The sequence below is a fragment of the Candidatus Baltobacteraceae bacterium genome (assembly GCA_035502855.1).
GTDB lineage: Bacteria > Vulcanimicrobiota > Vulcanimicrobiia > Vulcanimicrobiales > Vulcanimicrobiaceae > Aquilonibacter.
The window spans coordinates 26,354-42,404 of record DATJTX010000009.1 but is presented as its reverse complement, the minus strand read 5'-3'; the positions used below and the strand labels follow the sequence as shown (position 1 = coordinate 42,404).

The following is a 16,051-nucleotide window of genomic DNA, read 5'->3' as shown; positions in this document are numbered from 1 at the left end:
CGTCTGAAAAGGGCGGACGTTTCAGTTATACCCGAAACCCGGGGTTGCCTCCGTCAGCTAAGAAGCGGCGAGCGATGAGCACCGCCGCGTAGTCGTCGATCGGCCGCGGGGGCAGCTGCATCCCCAGCGGTATCAGCCGCCGCCAGCCCCGTGGTGGATGGTCCGCGAAGTATAACGAGCGCGCCCGCAGCGTCGTTTCCCGTTCGTCGACGGAAATCACCGGAACCCCGAGCCCGGCCAAATCCCCCATCAGCGCGTGCGCGTTCGTGCCGGTTCCCACCGCGACCGCAGTGAATTCCCAGCGTTTTATCAGGTCGCGGGCGCGCTGCGCGAACCCCTCGATCGCCTCGATGCCCAGATCGACGGTCTGCCCGTCGGCGTCCACGACGGCGAAACCGATCTTGCGCGTGCCGGGATCGACGCCGAGAACCTTCACTTGGCCGACGTCAGCGTGACGACGATGGGAATCCCGCCCACGTGCGGGTAGATGTCCTCGGCGGCGAACGCGGTCATCACGTAGTTACCGCTTCCGCTCGCGAGCTCTTTGGCCATCACGTCGAGCGAGGGATAGCCCTGCACGACCTGCACGTTGTCGGAAAGGAACGGCGGCAGCTTCAACTGCGTGCGCGCGACGCTCGCCACAGCCTGCTCGAGTTCGTTGATCGCGAGTTGGGGATCGGCGTGCGCGTTGCCCGGAATCACCAGCGACTGGATGACGCCGCCCTTTTTCACCCGCAGCGAATCGGGAATCAGGTTCAACTCGAAGTGGATCGTGTCATTGCGATACAGATTCTGCGGCGCGGTCACGAACATCAGCAGATCGCCTGCGAGCGACGCGGTGGTCACGCGCGGCGCGCCGAATTCTTGCGTCAGCGTCTTGTCGATGCCCGGCGGCGGGACGTAGCGGCGCAAGCCGCGCGTCGCCCAGTTTTGGTTGATCCACGCGACCGCGCCGGTATAGAACGCCTTGATCTGCGCCAGGCGTTGATCGATCGGCTCGCCCTGCTTGATCTTGGTGAAGAACGGAACCATCAGCGCGTTCACCGGCACCACCAGTTCGCCGGTGTTGACCTTGGCTTCGAGGTCGCGCTGCTGCGCCTGCAGCTGCGCGATCTGCGTGCTGATCTGATTCATCCGGAAGAACGCCGTGCGCACTTCGCGCGAAGCCAAAAGCGCAACGATCGTCACGACCAGCGCGATCAGCATGCCGGTTCCGATCGCCACGATCGTCGACGTGTAGCGCGGACGAATGCCGAAGAGCGTGAGCCGGCGCCGCCCGACCTGATGCCCGACGCGATCCCCGACGTAGGCAATTGCGCCCGCGACCGCCATGATCAGCAGCACGGTTCCGGTGCCGCGGGTGAAATCGACCCAGGTCATACCGACACGGCCGCACGGCGCAAGCGCAGCACGCCGATCACGGTGAAGATGATGTTCGGCATCCACGCCCACAGCCACGCAAGCGAGACGTTCGCTTCCGAGACGAACGAGAATACCGTGAGTACGATGTAGTACACGAACGCGATCAAGAGCGCCAGGCCGAAGCCGACGCTGGTGCCGCCGCCGCTGCGCGCGGCGCGCACGCCGTAGGGGATCGCGATCAGCACGAACACGAAGCACGCGAAAGGCTGCGCGAGCTTTTCTTGATAGGTCGTCACATACTTGCGCAACTCGACCGGCGTCAGCTGACCGGAGTGCACGATGTCGGCGATCTCCGCACGGCTCATGTTCTCAGGATCGTCCTGGCTCAAGCGTTTGACGATGTCCGTTGGCTTCTCGCCCAGTTCGACCTGCTGCTGCGCGACGCGCGGCTCGGAGATCAGCGTCCCGTCGGGATTGAAGCGATACAGGCTCGCATTTTCGAGCTGCCATTTGTCGGCCGTAAAGTCGGCACGATCGGCAAAGACGATCTGCGTCGGAACGTTGTTGCGGTCGTATTGAATCAACGTGACGCCCAAGAGCGCCTGCGAATGTTTCTCGTAGGACGTGGCAATCGTAATCTGCTTGCCGCCGCCCGGTAAGGGCGCTTGTACGGTGAGGTCGCGATTAAACGGACTTGCCCCGCTGATCACCGCGTCTTCGATCTGCGAGACCTGGTCGGCGGCGTACGGCGTCACGATCTCTTGCACCCAAAACGTCACGAACGACATCACCACGCCCGCCGCGAGCAGCGGAATCGTGACGCGCGTGAAGCTGATGCCGCCCGCCTTGATCGGCGTCAGCTCGCTGTCGCCCGAGAGGCGCTGAATCGCGAGCAGCGTTCCGAGCAACAGCGCCATCGGAAACACCAGTCCCATGTAGGCGGGCAGGCTCCAGACGAAGATCTCGATCGCCGGCCAGAGCGGCACGTGATCGTTCGAAACCAGGCGCCCGATCGCGAGCAACTGCGTCGCCGCGAAGATCAGCGTGAACGCCGAGAGCCCGAAGACGAACGGTCCGCCGAGTTCCGTGAGCATGTAGCGATCGAGAATCGAGAGCCGCAACACTACAGCCGGAAACCCTCGCCCAAGTAGAAGGTGCGCGCGATCGGCGACTCGAGCACTTCGTGCGCGGTTCCCGAGACTTCGATGCGGCCGTTGTTCATGATGTACGCGCGGTCCACGATCGCCAACGTCTCGCGCACCTGGTGATCGGTGATCAAAATTCCGATGCCGCGGTCGCGCAGCTGGCGGATCATCGCTTGAATGTCGGCCACCGCGATCGGATCGATGCCGGTGAACGGTTCGTCGAGCAAGAGAAACGCGGGCTCCATCGCGATCGCGCGCGCGATCTCGACGCGCCGCCGTTCGCCGCCCGAAAGCGAGTCCCCGCGAGCGTGGGTGAGCTTGCGCAGGCCGAATTCTTCGAGCAGGATCGGCAGGCGGCGGTTTTGGTCGGCGCGCGAGACGCCGTTCTGTTCCCAGATCAACCGGATGTTGTCGGCGACCGAGAGCTTGCGGAAGATCGAATTCTCCTGGGCGAGGTAGCCGATACCGTTGCGCGCGCGTTGATACATCGGTTCGCTCGAGAGCTCGAGCTCGCTCCCGTCCCGTTCGAGCACCACGCTGCCGCCGTCGGGTTTGACCAACCCCACCACCATGTAGAACGTCGTCGTCTTACCCGCGCCGTTGGGCCCGAGCAACCCGACCACTTCGCTTTGATGCACCTCGGCGCTCACGCCGCTCACGACCGTGCGCTCACCGTACGTCTTCACCAGCCCGCGAAGTTTGATTCGACTGCCGTTTTCGTTCATTGCATTACTGTGTGAGTCAGCGAAATATTCGATTCGAAGCGATTCCCGGTCGCATGGAATCCGCCCGGGCCGGTAATCGCGACGTGTCCCGAGCCGTAGATCATCTCCGTGCGGTGGTCGTAGCGCAGGGTATCGCACGCCAGCGTCGAGCCGGCGTTATTGTGGGCGTGCACGCCCCCGACCAGTTCGATCGTATTCGACACCTGGTCGAGAATCGCTTGCGGCGCGTCGGCGATCAGCATCGAGCCGTCCTTTCCGTGAAAGGTGATGTGGACGTGCTTGAAGTCGGCACGCGTATTGCCCTCGGACCCGATGGTCACGTACGAAGTCGCCAGCAGATCGTATTGTACCCGGTCGCTCTTAGCCGTTTGCTCGACGATGCGCACCGGCTGCTTCGCGGTGCCGTGGCCGCTGATCTTGAGCGAGAGCGCGCTCGATGTTGGGTTCGGGCTGGGAGTGGGCGTCGCGTTGTTTTGCACGCTCGGATTGCATCCGGCGAGCAGCGCGAGCGCGAGAGCCGCAACGATGCGCCGCGTCATGCGCCGGCCGTGCCGCTGCGCGCGCTCGCGAGTGCGAGCGCGAGCATGGGAAGCAGCAGGCCGAAGATCACGACGCTCACGGTGTCGATCAGCCCTTGCACGAGCGCACCGGCAACTCCCGCCGCAATCGCGGTGGTGAGCAGCTCGGCGTGCGCCGGCGCAGCGCGTAAACGCCGGAACCATTCGCGCGCAAAGCTCCACATCACCCAGCCAAAGGCCAGGAATCCCACGATCCCCAGCTCTGCGAGAAAAGTCAGATACATGCTGTGCGCGTGAAACGCGGTTACGTCGCCGTCGGGCAAACGCACCAGCGGATAGATCTTCGAGAAGCCGAACGGGCCGACGCCGGTGAGCGGAAACCGCTCGATCACGCCGATCGCCGCCTGCCAAATCGAAAGCCGCGTGTAATTTTCGCTCGGATTGTGATGCTCGTTGAAGAGCATCAGCACGATCGCGAGCGTCGCCGCCAGAATCGCCGCGCCCTGGACGAACCGCGCTCGTCCGGTGCGCGAACGCATCACGATCAGAAATGCGATTCCGGCCGCCAACCCTACCCAACCCGTGCGCGAGAACGTCAAGATCATCGCGAGCAAACCGGCGCCGCATGCAATCCACCCCAGCACGCGCAGCGCCGCGCCCTGCGCGATTCGCGCCAGCGCATAAGCGATCGGCAGAAAGAAGATCAAATAGCCTGCCAGCTCTCCCGGAAGCACGAAGGTTCCCACCGCGCGGCCGTTGGCGATCGTGTACTGCGCGGCGGGCACGCGCAGCACCACCATCGCGATCGCGGCCAGCGCCGCCGCCGTACCGGAGAGCAGATACGACCACCAGATCGCGCGCGCGACCGCCGGCCGTTCGTAAAAACGATCGATGTGCGCGTGCCAGATCATCGAGAGCGCCAAGATCGCAACGAAGACGCTGCCGTCGCGCTGATTCAAACCGAGCACCAGCGCGAGCACGCACGTCCCCAACCAGACGAGCAGTGGATAGAACAGCGCGGGTTTTCGCCGCGGCGGGCTCGCGAGCGCGAACGAGGCCACGACCGCCAGAGCGAGCATCGCCCCGAGCAGCACCAGCGCCAGCGGCACCGGCACGATCGAGATGCCGGGAAACGCGACGTTGGTGAGGGTGATGAAGCTCGGAAAGAACGGAATGCACGCAAAGGCAATCGCGTTCGCGCTCGCTTGCAGCCGATCGAAAGCGCTCACGTTAGCTCCACGATCGTTCGCGCGATCGCCTGCGCGCCGCCCGCGGGACCCATGCGCTCGCGCCCGAGCGCACCCATGCGCGCGCGCCGCGGCGCGTCGTCGAGCAATGCCGCAACGCCGGCGGCAGCGCGCACCGGATCGCCGGGCAACACCAACAACGCATCGCCAAGCAAACCATGCTGGCGCATGCGGTACCACGCCGTTTTCCGATCGCGGTCGCGTTCGAACGCGATCACCGGCACGCCCGCCGCGGCCGCTGCTTCGTTGGCGGTGCCGGCCTGCCCGATCACCAGTGCCGCGCGCGCGAGCAACGGTCCGATCTCGCCGCGCCACGCGCGTGCGAGCGCGCGTCCGCGATCGCGCAGTACGAACGGCATGCGCACGTCGGCGGAGTCTTCGACTTCCCATCCGTCCTGCGCGAGGTGCCGCGCGAATCGCGCGGCATCGAGCAGCGGCGCGATCGAGAGCACGGCGCCCAGGCCCGGACGATCGGCGGCGACGCGCCGCACGACGTCGAGCAAGAATTGCGCGTCGCGGTACGCGCTCTGGCGGCTGCCGGGAAAGACGGCCAGCAGCGGATCGAAGCCCTCCGTCACCGCATCCGCGCGGGGATCGTCGCGTTCGCCGAAGAGATCGACGATCACGTTGCCGGGTGCGCGCGCATCGACGCCCTGCGCGCGCAAACGTTCCGCGGTGGGCTCGTCGCGCACGAAGACGACGTCCGCACGGCGCAGCACGCGCCGTTCGAACGCTCCGTACGGCGCAACGCGCACGCTTTTCGCCGTTCCCACGTAGACCGCCGGCACCCGCGTCGCGAGCGTCATCAGCAGCGCGAAGGCATCTCCGATCGCCACCGCGAGGGCGTAGCGTCCGCGCACGCGTACCAAAAATTTCCGCTGCGCGAGCGTGAGCGCAAGCAGCCCGCCGCGCAGATCGCGCAGAATGTTCGACAGGTTCCCCATCGCGATGAGCCCGCCGCTGGGCATCGCCTGCCGCGGGCCCACTTCGTTCATGAAGTACGCGCGGCTCTCTCCCACCAGCGGCAGGTGATCGATCTCGATCTCCGGCGCGAGCGAACGCACGTCGCGCGCGATCCGGTCGGCGATCGCGATCTCGCCGTGCCCGTTGGTCACGAACAGAATGCGCGCCATTAGGGGGCGCCGAGCAGCGGCACGAGCGCGAAATCGGCGATCGCGAAGCGCCGGCGCGCCTGATCGTACGCGAGTTCGGTGCGCGAGACGAATTGGCCGTACGGCCCCGCGTGCACGATCGGCACGCCGTTCACCACCTCCGGTGCGAAGAGCGTGTCGTGGCTATGCCCGCCCAGAATCAGATCGATCCGCGGCACGCGCCGCGCCAGCTCGCGGTCGAGGCGCAACCCCACGTGCGAGAGCACGAGCAAGAGCTCGCCGTCGGGAACGCGCTCGGCAATCGGCGCAACCGCGTCCCACGGATCGAGAAAGCGCCAGCCGAAAACGCGCTGCCACGGACTCCCCTGCGGATACTGCATGATGAGCAAGCCCGCGATGTGGACGGTGACGTCGTTGACCCGCATAACCATCGAGCGCGCGAACGGCAGCTGCCGCTCCTTGGCATCGAGCAGGTTGCTGCACACCAGCGGATGACGCATCGAGTCCGCGCGCGCGCGCAGCAGCGCAAAGAGGTAGTGGAACTCGCGATTGCCGATCGCTTGCGCGTCGTAACCGGCCTCGTCGATCTCTTCGATGATCGGTTCGCGCCGGTGGTACACGGTCTGGCTGCCGCGCAGCGAATCGCCGCAATCGAAGAGCAAGCCCGGCCGTTCGTCGCGCAAGGCGCGCAGGCGCGGTGCGAAGCCGCGATGATCGTGCAGATCCGAGGTGTGGTAGAGCCGGATCATCGCGCACCGGCTTTTGCCAGCGCGATCGCGAACTTGCCGCAATCGTCGAGTGCGCTGCGCGGGCCGAGCCGTTCGCGTACCTGCGCGAACTGCGCGTACTGCGCGCCGGGGTCGCGCAGCAGCGCTTCCATCGTGTCGGCGAGACGCTGCGGCGTCGCATCGTCCTGAAGCAGCTCCGGAACGAGCTCGCGCTCGAGCACGAGATTGGGCAGCGTGATAAAGCGGCCCGCGTAGATGCTGCGCGCGTGTTTGACCAGCACGCGATCGATGACGTAGAGCGCGATCGACGGCACGCCGATCAGCACGGTTTCCAGCACCGCGGTTCCCGACGCGACGAACGCCGCGTCCGCATCGGCGACCGCGCCGGCTACGCCGCGGGTGACCGTCACGTTGCGCAGCCGCGCGCGCTCGATCGCGCGCCGCAGGGCGCGCTCGCCCGGCGCGTCGGCCGCACCGAAGACCGCGTGCAGATTCGGGCGCGCCGTGCGCAGAATTTTGAGCGCGCCGAGCAGCGCGGGCACGTGATGGCGCAGCTCGCCGGCGCGGCTGCCCGGCAGGAGCGCGATCGTGCCGCCGTCGCGTGGCGGGGCCGGACGCGGCGGGCGCGGTTCGTACTGCGAGGTGAGCGGATGACCGAAGAACATGATCGGCATCCGGTGCGATTTGTAGAATTCATACTGATGCGCGAAGGCCGTCACCGGCACCGTCATCGTGCTCACCGCGGTCGCGACGCTGACCTTGTCCAGCCAGGTTGCGGGAGGAAAGAGGTACATGATCGGGCCGCCGTACCGCAGCCGGGTGCGCAGCGTCTTGGCCAGGCGCATGTTGAACGCGCCGAAATCGACCAGCACGATCAGATCGGGTTTCACCGCGGCCAGGTGCCGCGCCGTGCGCCACATCGTGAGCAAGAGTTTGGGAATGCGGGGAACCGCCGCCAGCGGCCCCATGCTCGCCCAGCCGGTGTGATCGCGCCAAAGCGTAAATCCGTCGGCGCGCATCCGCTCGCCACCGATGCCTTCGAAGCGCGCCTGCGGATCGTGGGCGCGAATCGCCCGCGCCAGCAGCACGGCGTTTAGTTCGCCCGAGGCTTCACCGGTTGAAAAAAAGTACCGCACCTCGTCATCCCGAGCGTCGCAAACGCAGCGAGCGAAGTCGAGGGATCGGCGTTGCGGCGGTCCTTCGACTCCGCTCGCTGCGCTCACTACGCTCGGGATGACGAATCACTATGCTCATCATTGCACGTCAGTTATTTCAAAATGCCGCGTTGCGAGGGGCCTTCGAGAAACGCGACCAACTCGCGACCCGGCTCGCTCGAGGCTTCGGCCTTCATCGACTCGACGGCCTGCGAAACGTTGAGTTTGGGGTTGTAGAGGATCTTGTAGAACTTCTTGATCTCGTTGCGCTCTTCGACGGTGAAGCCGGCGCGCCGCAGTCCGACCGAGTTGAGTCCGTACGGCTCGGCCGGATTTCCTTCGATCAGAAAGAACGGCGGCACGTCTTTGGTGATCTTGCTCGCCCCGCCCACCATCGCGTAGCGTCCGATGCGCGTAAACTGGTGCACGCCCGCTTGACCGCCGATCGTCACGAAATCGCCCACCTCCACGTGGCCCGCGAGTTGCGCGAGGTTGGACATGGTGACGCCGTTGCCCAGGATGCAATTGTGCGCGATGTGCGTGTAGGCGAGCAGCAAGCAATCGTCGCCGACGGCCGTTACCTGATCTTCACCGGTTGCGCGCTGAATCGAACAATATTCGCGCAGCACCGTCCGGTTGCCGATCTTGGTGAAGGAGCGCTCGCCGGTGTACTTGCGGTCTTGCGAGGATGCACCGATCGTTGCGAACGGATAGATCTCACAATCTTCGCCGATCTCCGTCCAACCGTTGACCACGACGTGCGCCTGCAGCACCGTGCCCTTGCCGATCGAGACGTTCTCGCCGACCACGCAGTACGGGCCGATCTCGATGCCGCGCACCACTTTCGCGTTCGGATGAACGATCGCCGTTGGATGAATCATGGATGGAGTACCGCCGCGTCGAGGCTGAAGCCGCGCGGATCCGGCGCGATCGAGAACGTCAGCTCGGCGGCGCACGCGAGCTGATCGTCGACCTTGGCTTCGGCGTGAACCCAAAAAATGTTCCGCTTGTGATTTTTGAGGACGACCTCCATCATCAAGCGATCGCCGGGTATGACCGGGCGGCGGAATTTCGCGCCGTCGATGCCGGCGAGAAACGGAACCTTGCGCGCGAATTCGCCCGGTTCCAGCACGACCGTTCCGCCCAATTGCGCCAAGGCTTCGACCATGTACACGCCGGGAAAGAGCGGGTTCCCGGGAAAGTGCCCGGTGAAGACCGGCTCATTGAACGTGATGTTCTTATATCCGACGACCCGCTTTCCGGGTGTGTACTCGGTCACCCGGTCCACCAGCAACATCGGATAGCGATGCGGCAAAATCTCCATGATCTGCCGGATGTCGATTTCAGCCACGGTTCCTCAATTCGCGTATCACGCGCGCATGCATAGCATGCCCGCTCTTGATCGCAATTACCTCGCACTGCGGCCAAGCACCCAGCAGCGCGAAGTCGCCGATCAGATCGAGCACCTTGTGGCGCACGACTTCGTCGGGCCATTGCAGCGGCTGCATCGGACCCTCGTCGTCGTAGACCAATGCGTTCTCCAAACTCCCTCCGCGCGCCAGGCCTTGGGCGCGCATCGCCTCGACGTCGCGCAGAAACGCGAACGTCCGCGCGGCCGCGATCTCGTTGCGGTAGACGGCCGGCGTCACCGTCACGTCGACGTAGTGCGTGCCGATCGGCGGCGGATAGTCGCCGACGAAACGCACGCGAAACGCGGACGACGGTAAAATGATCACCGCTTTGTCGTCCTCGCGAAACTCGAACACCTCGTGCGGTGCGAAGAGGGGGCGCGGCACGTCCGACTCGCGCAGGCCGATGCGTTCGAGCGCTTCGACGTACGGCAGCGCGCTGCCGTCGAGGATCGGCACCTCGGGACCGTCGAGGACGATCTCGGCGTCGCTCACGCCCTGTGCGAGCAGGGCCGAGAGCACGTGCTCGGTGGTCGAGATCGTCGTTCCGTTGCGGCCGATGACGGTTGCGAGGGGCGATTCCGATGCGTAGTCGACGAGCGCCGGAATGCGCACGGCGCCGGCGGCGAACGCGATGCCCGCGCCGGGCGCCGCCGGGTGAATCTCCATCGACGCGGCGGCGCCGGTGTGCAGGCCGACGCCTTCGAAGCGCAGCGGCGCGGTCAGCGTCGCCGCGTTAGTCACCTTTCTTCTCCAGCGCCTCGATCCGCGCGATCAACTTCGGAAGCTTGCGCAGATTGACTTCGGTGCGCAGCGTTTCGCGATGATCGCGCGCGGGATTGCCCGAGATCATCGCGCCCTCGGGCACGTCGCCCCACACGCCCGACTGCCCGGCGACGGTCGAACCCGAACCGATGTGCATGTGCCCGCGCGTGCCGACCTGACCGGCGATCTTCACGAAATCACCGACCGTGGTCGAACCGGCAAAGCCGGTTTGCGCCGCGATCGCGCAATGCTTGCCGATGCGGCAGTTGTGGCCGATCTGCACCAGGTTGTCGATCTTCGTACCCAGACCGATCAGCGTGCTGCCGGTCTGCGCGCGGTCGATGCAGGTGTTGGCGCCGATCTCGACTTCGTCTTCGAGCACCACGTTGCCGATCTGCGGAATGCGTTCGAGCCGGCCCTCGATGAAGGCCCAGCCGAAACCCTCGCTGCCGATCACGCAACCCGAGTGCAGCACGACGCGCGAACCGACCTCGCAGCGTTCGTGCACGACCGCCCGCGGCTGCAGCCACGTCTCTTCGCCGATCGCCGCGTCGTCGCCGACGAAGGCGCCGGGCGAGAGCGTACTGCCGGCCCCGATGCGCGCGCGCGCACCCACGTAGCTGTGCGCGCCGAGGTACACGTTCTCGCCGATCTGCGCGCTCGCGTCGACCACCGCGCTCGGGTCGCGATAGGGGCCGCGCGGACGCGGCGGTTTGAGCGCGGCCAGCAACGCCGCGAGCGCCGCGCGCGCGTTCTCGACGATCAGCAACGGTTTGCTCGCGGCACTCGTGTCGATCGCGACGCTCGCGTCGACCAGCACGGCCGCGGCATTGCTCGCCAGCGCCGCGGCGTAGAATTTTTCGTCGGTGGCGAAGGTCAAGGCATCGGCGCTCGCGTCCGCGACCGCGCTCACGCGCGCGATCGCGACCGTTCCGTCGCCGATCACGCGTCCGCCGACGCGCGCCTGCAGATCCGCGAGCGTGCCTAACATGACGTCGCGGTCATTATCCCGGCGAGGGAGAGGCCTTGTCGGTGATGTTCATCACCTTCTCGACGTCCGGAGTGATGTCGACGCCGCCGTAGCCGACGCCCTCTTTGGTCACGACCAGCGTGAGTTTCTTCTCCTGCGCAACTTTGGTTGCCGCGTCGCGGATTTGGCTGGTGAGCTCTTGCGTGATGCCCGCGTATTTCTTCTGAAGCGCGGCCGCTTCACGCTGCTTTTGCGCGTTCGAACCCTTGCTCTGCGTAATGGCCTGCTCGTCGAGCAGCAGTTGCTGTTGGAATTGTTGATAGACCGGCCAATTCGCAACGATGCGGTTGACGTCCACCAGCCCGACGGGACTTGCGTTGGCGCAGCCCGCGAGGATCGCGGCGGCGAGAGAGATGAGAAGTAGCTGTTTTTTCACTCGTGTTGGCTTTCGATGTCGGTGATGAGATCATTGGTCAAATCGTAACCGCCGCTGGCGGCCGCGACGTTATCGAAAACGATGCTGAACCCCATCTTCGTCGCGAGACGCACGGCGTCGCGCCGGATCTGGGCATTGATTTGCGCCTGCAGGTCGTCGTGACGCTTCTGCAGGGCGCGCAGTTGGACCGCCGCGGCCCCGGTCGCACTGACGCCCTCGCCGTGTAAGGCGGCGAATTGGGCGTCGAGGTCGCTCTTGGTCGCCTGGTACTCTTCGACCGCCTGCTGCGCGTCGGCCTGGAACTTCGCCGCGTATTGCCGGTGAATCTGCGCCAGACGCTGCTGCAGGTCGGGGGGAAGCTTGACGGTCGGCACGGGCGGCGCTCCCAGGCCACGGAGCTGCGCACCGACCTGGTCGCGGCGCTGGGTGAGTTTCGCGGTGGTCTGGGCCGAGATCGCGCTCTGCTGCGCCCGGATCGCGGCTTGCGTCTGCGCGCCGACCTGCTTGCGGTAGGCCGCGAGCGCGGCCGCGTCCACGGCACGCAGGGCGTTGACCTGACTCGCTTCCTTCGCGTTGAGGGCGCTCAACTGCGCGTCGATGCTCTTGCGCTGATCGGCCGTCAAGGCAAGCGTGTTCAACTGCGTCTGCAGCGACATCCGCTGCGGCGCGTCCTGTTGCGCCACCTTCAGCGAGAGATCGCTCTCGCTCTGCTGATACTGCTGCGCGCGCGCGCGCAATTTGTCGTTGGCTTCTTGGTTCAATTGATTCGCGATCGATTGCATTGCCGCGTTGTCCTGCGCGATCACGCCGCGCTGATATTGCGCGTAGCCCTGCTGCGCGGCTTGCGCGGCCGCCTGCGCCTGCGCTTGCGACGTCACGTTCATTTGCGCACCCAAACCGGCGGCAGCGGGATCGATGCCCGCGGCCTTGACCGCCGCGACGTCGGCGTCGTGCTCCTGCTGCTCGTAGGTCTGCTGTTTGCTCGCAATGATCGCGTTGGCGCGATTTTGCGCCGCCTGCAGTTGCTCGTTGAGATCCTTGGTCTGCACTGCGATCTGGGCGGGGCTCAGCGGCGCGTGCGGCAGCGCCGCCTCGAAATTGATCGCGGCGATCGCGTCGTTGAGCTGTTGCAGCTGCGGGTAGAGCGGATCGTGCCGGATCACGTCGTCGACGCGCACGTACGCGATGCCGCGTATATTGGCCGAGTGCACGTCAACGTGCGAACAGCTACATACGGCGATCGCTAACGAAAGAGCGAGCAGAGCGAGCGGGACTCTAGCCCGCAAAGCTTTAGCTTTGTCGGGATAGAGTCTAGTTATTGAGTGCATTTTGGACATCTTGCGTGATGTCCGTGCCTCCGAAAACGACGTCCGCGCGATCGATGACCAGCAGGAGGTTCTTGCTGCGCGCGACGGTCGCGGTCGCGTTCTTCGTTTGGTCGATCAGGGGCTTGAGCAGTTTGTTCTGCTCGTCTTGGATCGCTTTGTTGTAGTCAGCCATCACCTGTTGTTTGCTCACGTCGTCGCGCGCGTTCTTGAAACGCGCGGCGTAGACCGGCTGCTGCGCCGACTCGAATTTCTGCAGTTGATCGCTTGCGGTCTTGACGTCGGCCGAGTTGGCCAGCGCGGATTGATCGACGAACCCTATCGGCGAGGGCGGCGGACTCGTCTGCGGTGGTGCGATGGCGGCCGAGCCGCGCACGAGGTTGACGACGTCGCTGGTGATATCTTGACCGCCGTAGATCACGATGCGCTTATCGACCACGATCGCCAGCTTCTTGCTCGCCGCCACGTCGGCGATGGCGCCCTGCGCGCGCGCAAAGAGCGGGCCCACGATCTCGTTTTGCTTATCCGAGAACTCTTGCTGGAACTGCAGCGAGATGCGCTGTTTATCCGCGTCGGTTTTGGCGCCGCGCATAGCCTTCGCGAACTGCGCGTCGAGCTGATTTTTGTACGCGGTAAGCTGCGCGTTCGCGCTGATGAACGCCGGCAGGTTCGCGACCGCAGACTGGTCGAGGTAGCCGACGTCGGTCAGGTCGGCGGCGATCGCCGCCGGACCGACCAAGGCACAGAAGCTCACGAGGAGCACGAGGGTCGTTAGAGCGCGTCGTTTCATACTTTTCCTTATACAAACTCCCTAGAAGCTCTGGCCGATGCCGAAACTCGTATGTCCGCCGTTGGCGCCCTTGGCGAAATCGATCCGGATCGTGTGCAGTCCGAGCTGGGGCACGTCGAAGCGCAGCCCGATGCCGAGATCTCCGCGCAGCGCCCAATCGCCCGGATAGGCGATCACGCGGTCGGTGTACGGATCGAGTTCGGGATAGGCGCCTCGAATCCGGAAATCGAGCTCGTCGACGAAGGCCACCACCGAGAGCTTACGGTCCGAGGTCAGCGGCTGACGCAGTTCCATCTGTCCGAGGAACGCGTCGGTCCCGTAGAAGACGGTATCGTAGCCGCGCACCTGTTGATCGGAGAACTCGAAGAGCTCGTTGGGCGGAATCACCCCGGTCGACCAATAGCCGGCCCCGTGAATACCGAAGGTCGCGTCTTTGAGCACCGGGATGAAGTGCGACACGTCGAGCGTAGTCTCGGTGTAGCTGAAGCTCGACCGGAATGCCGGGGCGGAGATCTGCTCGTTCAGCACCGCTTTCCAGCCGCGCCGCGGATTGTACGGATCGTCGGTCGTGATCGGCGAGGTTCCGATGCCGAAGTTGATCGTGTTGAGCTGGTAGGGCAGCCCGGTGTTCACATTCGCGATCGAGGTCGCGGCGATGCCGAAGCTGCCGTTGTAGTTCGCGTTCGACTCGAGCGGATTGGGTGTCGGCCCGACCAGCACGTTGGGCTGGGAACCCTCGAAATAATACGGCGAGGGCACGGTGGTCGAGTATTTCACCCGCTGAATCGTCGGCGTGATCGACGCGGTGAGATAATCGGAAAGCCGGCGCCCAAGGCCGATCGAGAAGCCTTGCGCCGAGGACGAACTGGTCGAGACGACGCCGCTGATCAGCGAGGAGTTGGTGTTCTCGTAGAGCGTGACCGGAATCGGCGCGGGCGTGCCGCCGACGACGGCCGGCGGCGCGATGACGCTTGAGCCGACCGAGTAGACCGGATAGTAGTAGGTGTTGCGGGTCGAGAAGATGCTGGCGTTGAGCGAGTACTTCTCGAGCTTCGGCGTGTCGCCGAGATACGGAATCGAGCCCGAGAGCGTATCCGACGTCACGTTCGCGCCCTGTTCGAATTGAATCGAGGCGGAGTTGCCGGTGCCGTGCAGATTCGTGTCCTGGAAACCGAGCGTCCCGTACAGGCCTTCGCCGGTGAGTCCGCCGGAGTAACCGAAGCCGACCGACGCCGCCGCGGTGCGCTGTTCGACAACGTCCCAAACGAGCGTGACGTCTTGCGGCTTCTTCGGATCGGGGCCGTCTTTGATATCCGGCGTGACCTTCGAGAAGTAGCCGGTGGAGTTCAAGCGCTCGTAGTCCGACTTGATCCAATCGGTGTCGACGACCATGCCGGGCGTGACGCGCAGGAGACGGCGAATCACTTGGTCCTTGGTGCGCGTGTTCCCGATGATTTGGACGGCGGCGACGCGCGCGACGTAGATATCGTACTTGACGTCGGCGGTGCCGGTCTTCTCATCGATCGTCGACGGCTCGATGCCCGGCTCGAAGTTGCCCAGCTCGATGTGCCACTTGTCGTCGTACCAGTTCTTGAGCTTCTCCTGGTCTTTGCGCGCGATGTCCTCGGAAAACACCATGCCCGGCTTGAGGTCGATCTCTTTGAGGATCGCCGGCGGCGGAAGCACCGGATCGCCGCCGATGACGATCTTGCGAACGACGAGTCCTTCGCGAATCGACAGCGCCAGTACGCCGGTCGCCGGATCGAGCTTGACGCCGATGATGTGCGTGGGCACTTGCCCGGCGTAGCCGATGCGCTCGTAATAGTTGTTGATCTTGAGCACGTCCGAGTGGAACGTGTTCGAATTGAAAACCTGACCGACCGAAAGATCCATCAAGGCCAGCAGCGTGTCGGTCGGGACGTTCTTGTTGCCGGTGAACGTGATCTTCGTGATCACCGGGTTCTCGATCACGCGATAGGTGATCGCCACGCCGTTGGGCCGCGCCCGGATGAGCGGGGCGGCGATATCGGCGAAGTAGCCGAGTGCGCTGATGCGCTGCAGGTCGCCCTGCACGATCTTCGGATCGTACACCTCGCCCGGACGTGCCTGGATGACGGCCATGATCGTCGCCGTCGGCACGTGCAGGTTGCCCGTAACGTCGACCGAGACGATCTCGGGTGCGTTCGCGGCGGCCGAACGGGCGAGCGGCGGCGCAACCAGCGAGAACACGACGACGAGGGCGAGCACGGCGCCCGCGCTGCGCACGAATGCGCGAGGCGCGCGCCGTAGATCGAGGATCATGCGATTCTTGTTGTCCTTCATCGCGGCAGAGCGCGAGGAGTTTCGGAGTTCCGGCCCCTGGTTC

Annotated in this window: 17 protein-coding genes; all 17 read right to left on the bottom strand. The window is 65.0% G+C overall.

Going from position 1 to position 16,051, the window contains the following annotated elements; all coding sequences use genetic code 11:
- Window positions 1–25: 25 nt before the first annotated feature.
- On the bottom strand, window positions 26–436 hold the full coding sequence (locus VMF11_02075; GenBank protein ID HTU69081.1) for a hypothetical protein: 411 nt from the start codon (window positions 434–436) through the stop codon (window positions 26–28).
- Entirely contained in the window at window positions 433–1,380 is a 948-nt protein-coding gene (locus VMF11_02070; GenBank protein HTU69080.1) for a DUF3084 domain-containing protein, read from the bottom strand. The genes VMF11_02075 and VMF11_02070 overlap by 4 nt, the downstream gene beginning before the upstream one ends.
- Entirely contained in the window at window positions 1,377–2,486 is a 1,110-nt protein-coding gene (locus VMF11_02065) for an LptF/LptG family permease (GenBank protein HTU69079.1), read from the bottom strand. The genes VMF11_02070 and VMF11_02065 overlap by 4 nt, the downstream gene beginning before the upstream one ends.
- Entirely contained in the window at window positions 2,486–3,232 is a 747-nt protein-coding gene (lptB, locus tag VMF11_02060; GenBank protein HTU69078.1) for an LPS export ABC transporter ATP-binding protein, read from the bottom strand. The genes VMF11_02065 and lptB overlap by 1 nt, the downstream gene beginning before the upstream one ends.
- The gene (lptC, locus tag VMF11_02055; GenBank protein ID HTU69077.1) at window positions 3,229–3,771 is read right to left on the bottom strand and encodes an LPS export ABC transporter periplasmic protein LptC; all 543 of its coding nucleotides are present in this window, start codon (window positions 3,769–3,771) and stop codon (window positions 3,229–3,231) included. The genes lptB and lptC overlap by 4 nt, the downstream gene beginning before the upstream one ends.
- Window positions 3,768–4,979, bottom strand: a complete 1,212-nt coding sequence (locus tag VMF11_02050; GenBank protein ID HTU69076.1) for an O-antigen ligase family protein — start codon at window positions 4,977–4,979, stop codon at window positions 3,768–3,770. The genes lptC and VMF11_02050 overlap by 4 nt, the downstream gene beginning before the upstream one ends.
- Window positions 4,976–6,130, bottom strand: coding sequence for a hypothetical protein (locus tag VMF11_02045; GenBank protein ID HTU69075.1), 1,155 nt, complete (start codon window positions 6,128–6,130; stop codon window positions 4,976–4,978). Before VMF11_02045 ends, VMF11_02050 begins: the two co-directional genes overlap by 4 nt.
- Window positions 6,130–6,858 (bottom strand): metallophosphoesterase, encoded by a 729-nt coding sequence (locus VMF11_02040; GenBank protein HTU69074.1) that lies wholly within the window; start codon window positions 6,856–6,858, stop codon window positions 6,130–6,132. Before VMF11_02040 ends, VMF11_02045 begins: the two co-directional genes overlap by 1 nt.
- Entirely contained in the window at window positions 6,855–7,973 is a 1,119-nt protein-coding gene (locus tag VMF11_02035; GenBank protein ID HTU69073.1) for a hypothetical protein, read from the bottom strand. The genes VMF11_02040 and VMF11_02035 overlap by 4 nt, the downstream gene beginning before the upstream one ends.
- 131 nt (window positions 7,974–8,104) lie before the next feature.
- Window positions 8,105–8,872 carry an acyl-ACP--UDP-N-acetylglucosamine O-acyltransferase gene (gene lpxA / locus VMF11_02030; protein HTU69072.1) on the bottom strand — a complete coding sequence of 256 codons (768 nt, stop codon included), beginning with the start codon at window positions 8,870–8,872 and terminating at the stop codon, window positions 8,105–8,107.
- Window positions 8,869–9,342: a 3-hydroxyacyl-ACP dehydratase FabZ gene (gene fabZ / locus VMF11_02025; protein ID HTU69071.1), complete on the bottom strand. Its 474-nt coding sequence runs from the start codon at window positions 9,340–9,342 to the stop codon at window positions 8,869–8,871. The genes lpxA and fabZ overlap by 4 nt, the downstream gene beginning before the upstream one ends.
- Window positions 9,335–10,144, bottom strand: a complete 810-nt coding sequence (lpxC, locus tag VMF11_02020) for a UDP-3-O-acyl-N-acetylglucosamine deacetylase (protein HTU69070.1) — start codon at window positions 10,142–10,144, stop codon at window positions 9,335–9,337. The genes fabZ and lpxC overlap by 8 nt, the downstream gene beginning before the upstream one ends.
- On the bottom strand, window positions 10,137–11,156 hold the full coding sequence (gene lpxD, locus VMF11_02015; GenBank protein HTU69069.1) for a UDP-3-O-(3-hydroxymyristoyl)glucosamine N-acyltransferase: 1,020 nt from the start codon (window positions 11,154–11,156) through the stop codon (window positions 10,137–10,139). The genes lpxC and lpxD overlap by 8 nt, the downstream gene beginning before the upstream one ends.
- 13 nt (window positions 11,157–11,169) lie before the next feature.
- Window positions 11,170–11,571, bottom strand: a complete 402-nt coding sequence (locus tag VMF11_02010) for an OmpH family outer membrane protein (GenBank protein HTU69068.1) — start codon at window positions 11,569–11,571, stop codon at window positions 11,170–11,172.
- Complete coding sequence (locus VMF11_02005; protein HTU69067.1) at window positions 11,568–12,782, bottom strand: hypothetical protein; 1,215 nt, start codon at window positions 12,780–12,782, stop codon at window positions 11,568–11,570. Before VMF11_02005 ends, VMF11_02010 begins: the two co-directional genes overlap by 4 nt.
- 100 nt (window positions 12,783–12,882) lie before the next feature.
- Entirely contained in the window at window positions 12,883–13,686 is an 804-nt protein-coding gene (locus VMF11_02000; GenBank protein ID HTU69066.1) for an OmpH family outer membrane protein, read from the bottom strand.
- 21 nt (window positions 13,687–13,707) lie between these two features.
- Window positions 13,708–15,987: a POTRA domain-containing protein gene (locus tag VMF11_01995; protein ID HTU69065.1), complete on the bottom strand. Its 2,280-nt coding sequence runs from the start codon at window positions 15,985–15,987 to the stop codon at window positions 13,708–13,710.
- Between the last annotated feature and the right edge of the window lie 64 nt (window positions 15,988–16,051).

What these genes read in the sequence shown, in the direction of transcription:
- VMF11_02045 (HTU69075.1), bottom strand. Translation starts at nt 6,130, where the DNA reads ATGGCGCGCATTCTGTTCGTGACCAACGGGCACGGCGAGATCGCGATC.
- lpxA (HTU69072.1), bottom strand. Translation starts at nt 8,872, where the DNA reads ATGATTCATCCAACGGCGATCGTTCATCCGAACGCGAAAGTGGTGCGC.
- VMF11_01995 (HTU69065.1), bottom strand. Translation starts at nt 15,987, where the DNA reads ATGATCCTCGATCTACGGCGCGCGCCTCGCGCATTCGTGCGCAGCGCG.
- lpxD (HTU69069.1), bottom strand. Translation starts at nt 11,156, where the DNA reads ATGTTAGGCACGCTCGCGGATCTGCAGGCGCGCGTCGGCGGACGCGTG.
- lptB (HTU69078.1), bottom strand. Translation starts at nt 3,232, where the DNA reads ATGAACGAAAACGGCAGTCGAATCAAACTTCGCGGGCTGGTGAAGACG.
- lptC (HTU69077.1), bottom strand. Translation starts at nt 3,771, where the DNA reads ATGACGCGGCGCATCGTTGCGGCTCTCGCGCTCGCGCTGCTCGCCGGA.
- VMF11_02040 (HTU69074.1), bottom strand. Translation starts at nt 6,858, where the DNA reads ATGATCCGGCTCTACCACACCTCGGATCTGCACGATCATCGCGGCTTC.
- VMF11_02070 (HTU69080.1), bottom strand. Translation starts at nt 1,380, where the DNA reads ATGACCTGGGTCGATTTCACCCGCGGCACCGGAACCGTGCTGCTGATC.
- VMF11_02000 (HTU69066.1), bottom strand. Translation starts at nt 13,686, where the DNA reads ATGAAACGACGCGCTCTAACGACCCTCGTGCTCCTCGTGAGCTTCTGT.